The sequence below is a fragment of the Zunongwangia sp. HRR-M8 genome, assembly GCF_027594405.1.
In the GTDB taxonomy this organism is placed as follows: domain Bacteria; phylum Bacteroidota; class Bacteroidia; order Flavobacteriales; family Flavobacteriaceae; genus Zunongwangia.
Window position 1 is genome coordinate 3042266 of the sequence record NZ_CP115161.1, and the last position, 12563, is coordinate 3054828.

13 protein-coding genes are annotated in these 12563 nt (G+C 33.0%); 5 read left to right on the forward strand and 8 right to left on the reverse strand.

The window, feature by feature from the left end:
• Positions 1-40 precede the first annotated feature (40 nt).
• From PBT89_RS13060 to nusG, 8 genes are read right to left on the reverse strand one after another with little or no spacing between them, the layout of a single operon-like run.
• Positions 41-1132 carry a glycosyltransferase family 4 protein gene (locus PBT89_RS13060; RefSeq protein ID WP_270062285.1) on the reverse strand — a complete coding sequence of 364 codons (1092 nt, stop codon included), beginning with the start codon at positions 1130-1132 and terminating at the stop codon, positions 41-43.
• Position 1133: 1 nt separating this feature from the next.
• Complete coding sequence (locus PBT89_RS13065; RefSeq protein WP_270062286.1) at positions 1134-2237, reverse strand: glycosyltransferase family protein; 1104 nt, start codon at positions 2235-2237, stop codon at positions 1134-1136.
• Positions 2238-2249: 12 nt separating this feature from the next.
• Positions 2250-3197 (reverse strand): NAD-dependent epimerase/dehydratase family protein, encoded by a 948-nt coding sequence (locus PBT89_RS13070; RefSeq protein WP_270062287.1) that lies wholly within the window; start codon positions 3195-3197, stop codon positions 2250-2252.
• Between the two features lie 26 nt (positions 3198-3223).
• Positions 3224-4078 (reverse strand): glycosyltransferase family 2 protein, encoded by an 855-nt coding sequence (locus PBT89_RS13075; RefSeq protein WP_270062288.1) that lies wholly within the window; start codon positions 4076-4078, stop codon positions 3224-3226.
• 21 nt (positions 4079-4099) lie between these two features.
• Positions 4100-4978: a hypothetical protein gene (locus tag PBT89_RS13080; protein ID WP_270062289.1), complete on the reverse strand. Its 879-nt coding sequence runs from the start codon at positions 4976-4978 to the stop codon at positions 4100-4102.
• Position 4979: 1 nt separating this feature from the next.
• Positions 4980-5873, reverse strand: coding sequence for a polysaccharide pyruvyl transferase family protein (locus PBT89_RS13085; protein ID WP_270062290.1), 894 nt, complete (start codon positions 5871-5873; stop codon positions 4980-4982).
• The gene (locus tag PBT89_RS13090; RefSeq protein WP_270062291.1) at positions 5845-7161 is read right to left on the reverse strand and encodes a lipopolysaccharide biosynthesis protein; all 1317 of its coding nucleotides are present in this window, start codon (positions 7159-7161) and stop codon (positions 5845-5847) included. Before PBT89_RS13090 ends, PBT89_RS13085 begins: the two co-directional genes overlap by 29 nt.
• A 48-nt stretch (positions 7162-7209) precedes the next feature.
• A complete protein-coding gene (gene nusG / locus PBT89_RS13095) occupies positions 7210-7683 on the reverse strand; it encodes a transcription termination/antitermination protein NusG (RefSeq protein ID WP_270062292.1) in 474 nt (157 codons plus the stop codon).
• 464 nt (positions 7684-8147) lie between these two features.
• Here nusG and PBT89_RS13100 point away from each other — a divergent pair, with 464 nt between their 5' ends.
• The 5 genes from PBT89_RS13100 (at position 8148) to PBT89_RS13120 (ending at position 12563) form a co-directional block, all read left to right on the forward strand.
• Positions 8148-8867 (forward strand): energy transducer TonB, encoded by a 720-nt coding sequence (locus PBT89_RS13100; RefSeq protein ID WP_270062293.1) that lies wholly within the window; start codon positions 8148-8150, stop codon positions 8865-8867.
• 144 nt (positions 8868-9011) lie between these two features.
• A complete protein-coding gene (locus tag PBT89_RS13105) occupies positions 9012-9434 on the forward strand; it encodes a hypothetical protein (RefSeq protein WP_270062294.1) in 423 nt (140 codons plus the stop codon).
• 93 nt (positions 9435-9527) lie between these two features.
• A complete protein-coding gene (locus tag PBT89_RS13110) occupies positions 9528-10148 on the forward strand; it encodes a TetR family transcriptional regulator (RefSeq protein ID WP_270062295.1) in 621 nt (206 codons plus the stop codon).
• A complete protein-coding gene (locus PBT89_RS13115; protein ID WP_270062296.1) occupies positions 10138-11466 on the forward strand; it encodes a TolC family protein in 1329 nt (442 codons plus the stop codon). Before PBT89_RS13110 ends, PBT89_RS13115 begins: the two co-directional genes overlap by 11 nt.
• A gap of 14 nt (positions 11467-11480) precedes the next feature.
• A complete protein-coding gene (locus PBT89_RS13120) occupies positions 11481-12563 on the forward strand; it encodes an HlyD family secretion protein (RefSeq protein WP_270062297.1) in 1083 nt (360 codons plus the stop codon).

A 12563-nucleotide genomic window follows, 5' to 3' on the forward strand; every position in this document is an offset into this window, starting at 1 on the left:
AAACTTAAAAAGAATCTTATGAATTAGCATTAAATTGATACTAAGCTATTTGCTCAATTTGCCTTACCACTTCTTTAGAAACAACATTCCATTTCCTATCTATCACGCTCTCCCTTGCATTTTCGCCCAATTTATTTCGGAATTTTGGATTGTTGATCGCTAATTCTATTTGATCTGATAGATCTTCAAAATCTCCGGTTTTAAAAAGTAGTCCATTTATTCGATGCTGAATTAAATCTAATTGTGCACAATTATCTGAAGTGATACAGCATAAACCAGAAGCCATTCCTTGTAAGAGTGCCAAAGATTGACCTTCAAAAAAACTTGGAAGAATAAATATATCGCATTTTTCATATAAGCTTTTTTCTTCATATTCATTAAAAGTTGAAACGATATCGATCTTTGAATGCAGTTCTGTTGGAAACTCTTTTAAAATATCTTCCTTTGGGAAAACTGTTCCAAATAATAACCATTTCACATTTATATCTTGGTCTGCTAATTTTTTTGCCACTTTTGTAATTAATCCAGTTCCCTTTCTTTTAATCCAGGTCGCAGCAAAACCTATAACACATTCTCCGGTTTTTTCTTTCGTTATACAATTTGCAAGAAAATCTTCCTTTACTCCATTTCTGAAAATGACAATATCATTGCATTTTCTATTATATTTTTGGATCGCATAAGTCTGATCCTCCTTGTTAGATAAAAGTAACAAATTAGCTTTTTTCAGCCCTTTATTACAATTTACTAATCGCCACACCGGAAATAATATCTTGCTCTTAAAACTAACTGGATCATGAAACTGTTTATAAACCTTATTTCTTAAATTCCATTCTCGCTGCTCAATTCCATGACTAAAAAGGGCTACCGGAATATTTTTTCCAATAAAGATACCTGATACTGGCTCATGAGCTAAAATAACATCAGGTTTTTTAGCAGCATACTTTAACCTGAAAAGTTTATAAGCTTGCTTAGGGAATTGCGATGGATGATTTGTCTTAACCTCTTCTTTTCCTAAATGAATAAATTCGTGACCGGCTTCTTCAAAAGCCTTTTTCCAGAAATAAGCAATTCTGCCCATCCCTGAAAAAGGATCCAATTTTATATCTGCTACATGTAGTATTGTTAGTTTCATATTATTTGGTATAAAATTTAACGTTTAAAAACACAATTCTACCTAGGTTTTTAAATACATAGAAGGATTTATTATATCTAGATTTCAGCAATAGCATCCCGTATTTAATTGCTTTAGTTAATTTTCTGCGATGAGCGTAATAAGCAAAAAACACTTCATTAATTTCTATATCTGTCCATTTCTTGGCAGGAGCCAATTTGATGCTATTATTTTGATGAACAGCTTCCCTTATCTTTTCAACACGGTTTGAAAAATCGTGGTACAGATTAACCTGCTTATAGCCCTGCAAAGCAATTCGATTTCTTTCTTTGTCATTTTCTAAATAGTATTTGATCTTTTGCAGCAACTCTTCTGTAGTTGTATAGGTTACAAAATGTTTTCCTGCTACAAGACCAATTTCATTTAATTCTGTTGGCTTTTTAGTTATTAAAAGTGCACCAGCGGCTAAAATTTCGAAACATCTCAGATTAGCATCAATCATATAGTCGTCCCTAGAAATATTTATTGCAATCTTAGAATTGGTGTAAATCGATATTAGTTCATCTTGATTGTAAAATTTATTAATATCGTTCGTCTTAAAATTTTTGCTAATAGCTTCTACCTGTTCTTTTCTTATTTTATAAAATGAACCATCTAGTCGACCAACCCAACCTACATCAAATGCTCTATCTGCTTTGAAATCTGGATAAAGATTCGTCTCGACCGCATGTGGTAATAAAGTAACACTTGGATGACCTTTCTCCGAGAGCAATTCATCATACTTAGGATGGAAAATAAATGCATGATCAAAAAGCATTGCTTCGTTAAACCTTGCACTAGTACCGTCGTAGGTGTCTATTTGAAAGCATGCGGTTGGATAATTTAACTTTAAAATATTTTCAGGAATAATTGCTTCACAGGGATCTGGATAAAGAATTAAAAAAATCTCACCCTGCTTCTCCATGGATTCAATAACGCTGTTTAATTCATAATCCAAACAGCAGACTATATTATAATCTTTTTTGAAAGCATTTAAATATGCCTTCCGCTCTCTGATAATATCATTATCTGAAGATAAGAAAATGATAATTTTCTTATCCGGGTCTATAACTCTTATACAATGCATTTTTTCACTTTTTTAAACCCACATTACTCTTTCAATTGATTTGGCATTGTAATCTTTTAGACTATGATTCCAATATTCATTTATCCCGTCTTCCAATGTTATTTGAGAATGCCAGCCCGTATCGCTTTTTAATTTAGAGCTATCTAGGACATTTTTTCTAACATCAAAAGGTCTTAATTTTGCGTTTTTTACTTTAGGAACTATATAACCAGCCTTTACTGCAATTTTAGATATATAGTCGAATACATATTTTGTAGAAACTCCTCTACCGGTACCTACATTATATGTTTGTCCTATCTTTCCTTTTTTAAGGGCGGCTATAATACCATCGGCAACATCTTTTACATGTATATAATCTCTTATGGTCCCATTTTTCCCGTAGATTTCCATTCCTTTATTTTCCAATATAGAGTATGTTGCAGTAGCTATAAAACCTTGCCCTGCAAAAGGAGATTGGCCAATACCATAAGCGTTGCCTGGTCTTACTGTTATTACAGGTAATTTTTTATGACTATAATACATTGAAGAATATTTTTCTACCGCAAGTTTGGTTATTCCGTAAGGAGAGATGGGATTTGTAGCCGCAGTCTCAGATATTGGGTTTTCATTCGTATTTCCATAGATAGCACCACCAGTGGAAACCATTACAATTCTTTTTACCGAGAACATGCTCATCCATTCAAGAAAGTTTATTACTGAAGGTAAATTATCCTTAATATCTGTTATAGGATCATCGAAGCTTGTTTTTGGTGTAGATGCATAAGCCAGATTTATTACGCCATCTACTTTTTCCATTATTTGCTCTAGTTTCAAATAGGTTAAGCCACCCCAATGATAATAGTCTTCGATATTTCTCATTTTCGAACCAATCACAACAACTCGATGACCTTCAGATCTTAATTGATTTACTATATATTGACCGATAAATCCAAATCCGCCAAAAACACAATATTTTTCCATGCCATTATATTTTAATAAAATCGTTACTAAGCTGTTTTTCTTACTTGCTTTTGATTTTCAACAACTTTAAAATGAATTACAAAAGCGCTCTTAAATTCATATAATAAATCTATCAAGGCATAATCTATCCCTCGAAATCTAAACTTAAATGCATCGCGAAAAAGGTTGAAAATCATCATAGTTATGATTTTTAACCGCGTAGATAAATTATAATGCTTTTGGTGATCGGGATGCTTATCAAGAAAAATAAGCACACTTTCATATTCCACTTTGTATCTATTGTTAATAATACGCCATGGATGACATACATGAGCTTTGGGTACAAAAATTATAGGTTGTTTATCTTTTTGTACACGAGTTCTAAACTCTATATCTTCTAATTCAAATTTGAAATCTTCACAATATCCTCCTAACTTTAAATAATAGGATTTTTTAACCATTAAGTTGCAACTCCACAATAATCCACCCTCTGCGTTTATAGGAGCTACTTCGTTAAAGCGCCTTTTTATTCGATCGGCCTCGGTTTTGCCTTCAAAAACATTTATCTCTGGATTAGCTTCGATAGCCTCGTTAAATGATTTTAACCAGTTTTTGGAGGGTAGACAATCATCATCGGTAAATGCAATCCAATCAAATTTGGCATATTTCACACCATTATTCCTATTAGCCGCAGGACCTTTGGCCGGTCCCTTAACCCATTTCACCCAAGAAAACTTATTTTGAATTAAAGATTCTGCCGTACTCTTGTTTCCATCATCAGATACAATTATTTCATAAGCTTCAGCTGGATAATTTTGCTCCTCTGGTGAAAGCAATTTTAAGCATTCTTCTAAATTTTTATTGCGATGTCGTGTTGGAATAACTACAGATATATTATTCATTTTCAATTTATTGAGGTTTATTTAAACACTTTCGAGCGCTTTTTTAAATCGGTGAATTTTAATCTTAAAATTTCGGAGAGAAATATTCTTGTTTTGTTGTTCTTCTTTGGCGATGTAATCCAGCCATTCCTTATATTCTCTTGGGGTGAGAAATTTTGTAAAATATTTATTTACCGGTAATTTTAGAAACTTGGGAACCCCTGCCCAATGTATGATGTAAGGTTTATGATCTTCATCTTTCCAGTAAAGTTCCTCAAAATTAGACTCTACATAGTCTCCTGCCCAGGTGGACTGCATATTCGTAGGAGGCAACGTGAGATTGGTAACTTTAACATTCGATAAGCTTACCAGAAGGTTAATTGCTACCTGATCTTTATAGATATTAATTTTATCTAATAATGTTTTTTTAAATGTTCCTGAAGAGGTTTCTTTCAGACGTTCTAGCGTGTATAATGCTTTATCGCAAGCAAATTGACCTGCATTAAAAATAGAATTTTGCCAAATGGTACTTTTAGACTTAAAATATTGCTTTGTTTGGGCATTATAAGTATGATCTGGATTATTCCAATGCGTACACGAGCTTATAAATCCTTCGTAATTTTTTAAAACTTCTTCCGGATTTCTAATAAAAATAATATCAGAATCAACGTACTGATAGTTTTGAGTAAAAAAACACTGATATTTACGGCACATTTCAAAAATGTTGTTCTCCTTAGCCCATTCAATTAGCTGATCTTCTTCCCACCAAAAAGAATTATCGGGAAGATCAAATTTGTCGTCATTAAACGGAATAACCCATATAGGTAAATTGCAACCTGTTGCTCTTAAAGAACGTTCCATGGCAGAGAATTGTATCTTTACATGAGCGTTGGCAAGTGTAATAATTTTTTCTAATTTCATATCACAACGTATGGATTGAACAATATTTGCTTTTAAACAACTCTACTTTTTCCTGAAGTTGCTCCACTTTATTATCCAAGATTTTTTCATTACTCAAGAACTGTGGTGCATAGGCCAATTTTTGAAATTTTCCAATAAAACGATCTCTCTTCAACAATTCGTTATACTTGAAATGTGCTTTTGACAATCCTTTCAGCAATACACCATTATCAATATTAAACCGCGTTGCAATTTTTTCTGATGTGGTTTGTAAATTGTAAGGAGCTTTAATATAATTGGCTTCATATTGCATATCTAGAGACGATGTCCAGTCGTTCCATTTAAGTTCATTAATAGAAGGATACATTTTAAGAGGTATCCAAGGAATTCTTAGCGTATCTGCAACTATAGCTGCATGCATCGCTTCAGCTATGATAACCTGTGAAGACTGTATGGCATCTATAACCTCTAAAAACGGAGAAAGAGGATTTATATAATTGAACCCAACACGATCGCAAATCTCCTTCCAATCATAATAGCAATCGCTTTGATGATGTGGCATAAATGACACTTTAAATTTCTTTTGCTTTATAGGAAAGTCAAAATCTCTAAGTAAAGCAGCACCATCTGTAATAGCTAATTTTGGGTCTACTCCAATTTTTTTTGCAGTTATTGGACCTCTTACACAAAATACATCATATGTTGAATCTATTTTTGGAACCTCTCCATAAGCAAAACCAGTACTAAATACTGCTTTTTTTTGAGCTTTTGGGAAATTGAACTGAAGTATTGAGCCAATACCTAAAAAAATTGAAGTTGGATCCTCATCAAAAAAATTAGGGATCAATTTATTGAAGATGTACGGATTTAGCGCGTCTCCAAAATTCTTATTCTTTTGGTAGTAAATTAATTTCATTTTTTGTCTTATTTAAGCCAATTATGGTTACCAGTATTTTATTTAAAAGATTAAAAACACTTAGTACGATACTAAAAACCAACACATTATAAGTAGAACTTAAATCCATAGTATAAATCATAATAATCTGTAATAGAACATTCGATGAAATACTTACTATAGGGATCCACGACCATAGCCATTTTCGCGAACAATTCATATCCCACATTAATACATTTATAAATAGGATACTAGAGTTTAAGATCAACAATCCTACTTCTTCTCTCAAATGAGAATATTTTTCACCCATAATCCAAAGCAAAGGCTTAGGAAAAGAGAAACCAATAGTTATTAAAACAATTGCAATACAGCTTCCAATAGCCAATATTCCCAGTATTTTTTTACCTAGATTTTCTTTTGATTGTCTGGCCAAATAAGGAACTATTAAAGTTGAGCTAGCCATATTAAAAATCACAAAAATTTGTCCTAATCTTCCTAGTGCACCAACCTCAGCAATATTTTCAGAAGCTCCAAAAATCCCAATAATAAACAACGAAATTTGGGCACTAAAAGCGGAATAAACTATTCCCGGAATTACAGGTTTTACATAACCTAAAATTTCTTTCCTAGTTTTAGGATCGCTAGATACAGGTTCTTCTATAAACTCCTGCGATTTTTTTCTAAATCGTTCCCCATTATAAAAAACCACAACACATGTAGTGAAAGCTGCAAGCCATGAATTTATAACTGATAAGAGATATGCTGCCCACAAAAACAATAGTCTAAATAAACCGCTAGTAAGCTGAACATTATACATTTCTTTCAACTTACGATGAATCATTAAAGGTGTTATATAAAAAGCAGTATTTCCTGTGAAAAATAAATTAAGCAGTATACACAACAATAACAATAGTGTTATATGTAAAGGCCAGCCATGCTGCAAGGTCATATATGGAAATCCAATTATACATATAAGACTAACTACAAAGAACATTCTATTTCTAAAAAATTTCCCTCCTTTTATATAATTACCTAGAATCTTTTTATCATGTATTCTATTGCCAACTAGAGCAACAACAGACCCAGAAACGCCCAGTTCGACCAGCACCTGTGCTGTACTCTGAAAAGCGAATGCAATACTATACTGCGCGTAATCTTCTACGGATAACCAATGGATTAAAAAAAAACCGCTTAACAATTGTATTAGCTGTACTGCACCCTGCCCTATTATAAAAACAAAAAACACCTTAAACCAGTTATGATATGTAATATTAGAAATACTAATATTTGCAATTAGTTTGTTTATCATTTAAATAAAAAAATTGAAAGTAAATAGGCCTAACGGTTAAGAATAAAACTAAACTAAATTCATGGTTTTTATAACGACAGAACACCCAAGATCTGCTAAAATGAGTTTTACTGAATTTTTGTAAACCTCTTTAATTACTCCTTGATGACCTTTTAAAATTCCTTCCTTAATCTTCATTCTATCACCTGCCGTTAAGCTAGCTATCGTACAATCCTCTATATCGTCTGTTCGTAACCAATCTTCTATGGTATCTATTTCTTCCTGCCTTACAATCGCAGGTTTTCCTAACCAATAGAGATACTGTACCACACCAGAGACACTCATAACCTCTGTTTTAGGATTTCCAGAATGCCTAATAAAAACATATGATTTAAACAATGGATCTTTGATAAGCTTTGTTCTATCAGACCATTTACTTTGTTTTTCCACTAAAGGACAATACACCTCGTAATTTAAATTTCTTAAGCGTTCAGCAACTTTTTTTTCAAATCTGCTTTTGGTATATAACACAAACCATTGCATAGCATAATTTTTTTAATTAATAAAAAGTATTTCGCTAAAGTATTTTGAGTAGGATATCGTAGGGGATGTTGTATGAGCGATATGAATACTGCTTCGCCTCGTCACTCCCTTTTTATCGGGACCAACTAATAACATTTATTATTTGATAAGCTAATTAAAGAATTATTACAATAGAAGTTAAAAATTTAATAAAATTTTCGATAAAAATCATAAAAAGCTCCATTAAGAACCAATTCAGCCTTACAAACACACAAATACTTATAAATCAGAAAAATATACAAAGAATTATATCCTTAAAACTTGTTACAATACCATTTCATCGATAAAAAATTTTATTAATACTTTGTTAAATAATTTAATTAGGCACTGAAATTGATACTTCAAATTTAAGTCCCCCCCCAATATACCAGCATTTCAAGCAGGTTCTAGTTGTAACATTTTTTATTAACATAAATATCTTTATTATGAAACCAAAGAAAAATCCAAAAGCCGATCTTCGGAAAAAAACGGTATTCTTTTTACAACTTGGGCTAATTGTTGTCTTACTTTTTACGTATTTCATGATCAACTTGAAAACTTACGATAAAGAGCAGGCAACCACTGAAAAATGGGAACCTATAGATATCAATACTGAAGAAGCAATCCCCATAACCAAGGTCAAAGAGGAATTACCACCGCCCAAACCAAAGGATCCAGTAGAAATCGAGCCGATAGAAGATGATTCACCTGAACCTGAAGACAGTATAAAAACTACAGAGACAAGTCTTGATGATATCGTCGAAGTAGACGACATTATCGAAACCCCAGACTATGAACCTGTTGTTGCCGTGCCCGTCGAATTTATTGAAGATGTTCCTATTTTCCCTGGATGTGAAAGTCTAGATGATAACGAAGATCGTAAAGCTTGTATGAGTGAAAAGATTTCCAAATTCATTACGAAAAGATTTGATACCGGGCTTGGAGAAGATTTAGGCCTAAGCGGTATAAATCGAGTAACTATTATGTTTGAAATTGATAAGAATGGCGAAGTTAATAATGTGCACGCTAGGGGACCGCACAAAGATCTAGAGAAAGAAGGAATTAGAGTAATCAATCTTTTACCAAAAATGGAGCCAGGAAAACAGCGTGGCAAACCAGTCCCTGTTCGCTACACAATTCCTATAAATTTTAAAGTTCAAAATTAGACAATATCGACACATATTAATACATTAACTAAGGCCGTTCAATTTGCGGCCTTTTTTTTTGAAGTTTCAGTCTCTAAAAACGTATCCCTCAATTTTCAATTATAAATTTAAAATAGTAATTTAATATGCTTAAAATGAGGATAAATGAATTTTGAAGATTCAAAATACGCTGACTTGGTTTTGGAAAAAATAGAATATGAATTTGGAAGCATATATTTTTTAGAGGATATTTTAGTTTCTGAAATCAACGAAGGTGTAATATTTAATTGGAAATACGGCGAGAAAGTTGTAAAAGATGCACGGCATTTATTTGGTGACGATTACACACCACATTATATTTCAAATAGAATCTACAAATATTATACAGTCTCAAAAGACTGGATTTATTTCTTCAAAAATCGATATTTTATTAAAAGCTTTTCTGTGATTGCCTTTCATTCTCACGAAATGATGAATCTAGTTTTCGAACGAATGTTTTATAAAAGAAAAATATATATAGTCAATTCAATAGACGAAGCTTTTGATAATATCTATGAGCTTAAAAAGTTAGAATCCGACAATAAGTAGTTCCGAAAACCTTATATGTTAAAATAGAATTTAAACAATCGTTTAATTTAAACATTTGTTTAAATTTGTGCTCTTTTTCAGAAATCAGAAGAAATGGAATTGAGCGAAAAACAATTAGAAATCCTTAAAGTAGCTGAAGAACTTTTTTCTAAAAATGGTTTTGACGGTACCTCGATAAGAGCCATTGCTAAAATGGCCAATATCAATATTGCCATGATCTCTTACTATTTTGGCAGTAAAGAAAAGCTTCTAGAGACACTAGTCTCTTACAGAATCTCTAATTTTCAGGTGGCTGTAGGACAAACTATCGAAAGTGAGTCCACGTATATAGCCAAAATAGATGCTGTTATTGCGCTTTTAATAACGCGTATACACGAAGGAAGAAAGATTCACAAACTTGTACATTTTGAATTTTCAAGAGAAGATCAAAAAATTGATTTCACAAATTACCTGAAAAAGAAAGATGAAAACATACAGCTTTTCACCAATCTTATAAAAGAGGGACAGGCCGATGGTGCATTTAGTAAAAATGTAGATGTCGAGCTTATTGTTCCTACTATCTTAGGAATCTATTTTAATCTATATTATAATAAGAAGATCTATTCGCAAACCCAAGGCCTTTTTGATGAAGAGAGCTTTGACCATTTCGTTTTAAATAATTTAACCCAACATATTCAAAGAACAATAAAAGCACTTTTAACTTATGAAGCGTAAATTTCTACTGCTCGCAGTTTGTTTATTTATTGGCTTATCTGGATTCTCCCAACAGCACAAAACGTTAAGTCTCGAAGAAGCGGTTGGTGTCGCACTTAGCAATAGTGATGATGCGAAACTGGCTGAGACAAGTATTAAAACAGCTTCGGAAGAACTTAAGGTTACTAAAAACAGTCAATATCCAGATGTTTCAATTTCAGGGCAATATCAATATCTAACCAGCCCAGATATAGATCTTCAATTGGCGCTAGGCAATCCTAATCCTACTGAAGGTGAAACCCAAGAAACAGGCACACCAGATATTAACCAAATTCTTTTGGGTCAAGCAAGCGTGTCTATGCCTATTTTTTCCGGATTCAAAATTAGAAACGCTATAAATGCTGGAAAAAACAATCTTGAAGCTGTAGCACTCCAAGCTGCCAGCACAAAGGAAAAAATTGCTCTAAAGACAATCGACATTTATCTAAATTTGTATAAAGCCCAGCAGATGGTAGATGCTATTAAAGAGAATCTTAAAAGCGCTAAGCAAAGAGTAAGAGATTTTAGCGCTATGGAAGATAACGGACTTTTAGCTAGAAATGATTTATTGAAAGCACAGTTACAAGAATCAAACATTGAACTTAGCCTACAGGAAGCACAAAAAAATGTTCGAATATTGAATTATCGCCTGGCCACTTTTCTAAAAATGCCAGAGAACACTACTTTTAAGCTACCAACCGAAACTTTTGCAATTACTCCTTCTGTAGAGACTACACAAATTGATAGAGCCGATATTGCAGCTTTAGACTACAAAAAGCAAGCATCTGAAAACAATGTGAAAATGGCGAAAGCTGCCTATTATCCTTCTATTGCTATGCTTGGCGGTTATGTTGCACTTGATGTAAAAAATGCGCTTACAATTTCAAACGCAATGAATATAGGTGTAGGTGTAAGCTATGATTTATCAGATATTTTTAAAGCAAAAAATGAAGTAAAATTAGCACAACATAAAGCTGAAGAATTAGAATATCATATTTCTAAAGCTAAAGACGAAGTAAAAATACAAGTAGAAAATGCGAAAGAAGAATATCAACTTGCCTTAAATAAAGATGAAGTTTATACCCAATCTCAAAAACAGGCTGAAGAGAATTATCGCATCGTTAAAGACAAGTATGACAATGGTTTGGTAGACACCAACGATCTTTTAGAAGCCGATGTAGACCAACTTCAGGCAAAAATAAACAAGACAAACTCAAAGGCAGATATTAGCCTAAAATACTATCAATTATTACAAGCCAAAGGTTTACTCACAAATAAATTCAATATCAAAAACAACTAATCTTTTTTACTAAAATGGAAGAAAAGAAAAAATCCAATAAAAAATTTATCATCATAATCGGAGCGTTGATCCTTGTAGGGATCGTATATGGTGGTTACAAATTTATCCATTCGTTATCGCACGAAGAAACTGATGATGCGCAGGTAGAAGCTAACATGAATCCCATTATACCACATGTTAGCGGTTATGTAGAACAAGTATATGTAAGCGATAATCAAAAAGTAAAAAAAGGCGACACCTTATTAGTTGTTGATAATCGTGATTACAATGTAAAATTACAGCAAGCCAAAGCAAATCTAGCTGCTGCAAAAAGTCAGGTTGGTGTTGCAAAAGCAAGTATTGGCTCTTACCAATCGAACGCAGCTGCTTCAAATTCTCAATTTAAATCTGTTAGCGGAAGTATTAAATCTGCGGAAATAAAATTATGGAGAGCCACTCAGGATTTTAAACGTTATGAGAATCTTTTTAAAAATCACTCGATTACAGAGCAGCAATACGAACAGGCATCAGCTGCTAAACAAGAAGCTGAACAACAATTGGAGATTCTAAAAAATCAGGAGAAAGCTTCTGCCAGCCAACGCAATGCAGCAATTTCTCAAACTGAAATTTCAGAAAATCAAGTAAGTGTCGCTGAAGCCAATGTAGAAAGCGCGAAGGCTGCCTTAGATGCTGCAAAATTAAATATGGACTATACGATAATTACTGCTCCTATAGATGGGCAACTTTCTAGTGTAGATATCGAACCAGGACAGTACATCCAACCAGGGCAATCCTTGTTTTACTTGGTAAACACTAAAGATAAATGGGTTACTGCCAATTTTAAAGAAACGCAGCTTGAAAAAATGCGAATCGGGCAAAAAGTAGGGATTGAAGTAGATGCTTATCCAGATTACGAATTTGAAGGTGAGATCACTGCTTTTTCTCCAGCAACGGGTGCACGATTTTCTTTATTGCCACCAGATAATGCGACTGGGAATTTTGTAAAAACGGTACAAAGATTACCCGTAAAAATTGAATTTTCTAAACAAAATGACAAAGAAAAAATGCAGCGTCTACGTTCAGGAATGAATGTTTTGGTAGATGTACATTTAAAATAA

Bases quoted from the DNA above. Each gene is read 5' to 3' on its own strand.
- PBT89_RS13060 (WP_270062285.1), bottom strand. From the start codon at position 1,132: ATGAAACTAACAATACTACATGTAGCAGATATAAAATTGGATCCTTTT.
- PBT89_RS13065 (WP_270062286.1), bottom strand. From the start codon at position 2,237: ATGCATTGTATAAGAGTTATAGACCCGGATAAGAAAATTATCATTTTC.
- PBT89_RS13070 (WP_270062287.1), bottom strand. From the start codon at position 3,197: ATGGAAAAATATTGTGTTTTTGGCGGATTTGGATTTATCGGTCAATAT.
- PBT89_RS13075 (WP_270062288.1), bottom strand. From the start codon at position 4,078: ATGAATAATATATCTGTAGTTATTCCAACACGACATCGCAATAAAAAT.
- PBT89_RS13080 (WP_270062289.1), bottom strand. From the start codon at position 4,978: ATGAAATTAGAAAAAATTATTACACTTGCCAACGCTCATGTAAAGATA.
- PBT89_RS13085 (WP_270062290.1), bottom strand. From the start codon at position 5,873: ATGAAATTAATTTACTACCAAAAGAATAAGAATTTTGGAGACGCGCTA.
- PBT89_RS13090 (WP_270062291.1), bottom strand. From the start codon at position 7,161: ATGATAAACAAACTAATTGCAAATATTAGTATTTCTAATATTACATAT.
- nusG (WP_270062292.1), bottom strand. From the start codon at position 7,683: ATGCAATGGTTTGTGTTATATACCAAAAGCAGATTTGAAAAAAAAGTT.
- PBT89_RS13100 (WP_270062293.1), top strand. From the start codon at position 8,148: ATGAAACCAAAGAAAAATCCAAAAGCCGATCTTCGGAAAAAAACGGTA.
- PBT89_RS13105 (WP_270062294.1), top strand. From the start codon at position 9,012: ATGAATTTTGAAGATTCAAAATACGCTGACTTGGTTTTGGAAAAAATA.
- PBT89_RS13110 (WP_270062295.1), top strand. From the start codon at position 9,528: ATGGAATTGAGCGAAAAACAATTAGAAATCCTTAAAGTAGCTGAAGAA.
- PBT89_RS13115 (WP_270062296.1), top strand. From the start codon at position 10,138: ATGAAGCGTAAATTTCTACTGCTCGCAGTTTGTTTATTTATTGGCTTA.
- PBT89_RS13120 (WP_270062297.1), top strand. From the start codon at position 11,481: ATGGAAGAAAAGAAAAAATCCAATAAAAAATTTATCATCATAATCGGA.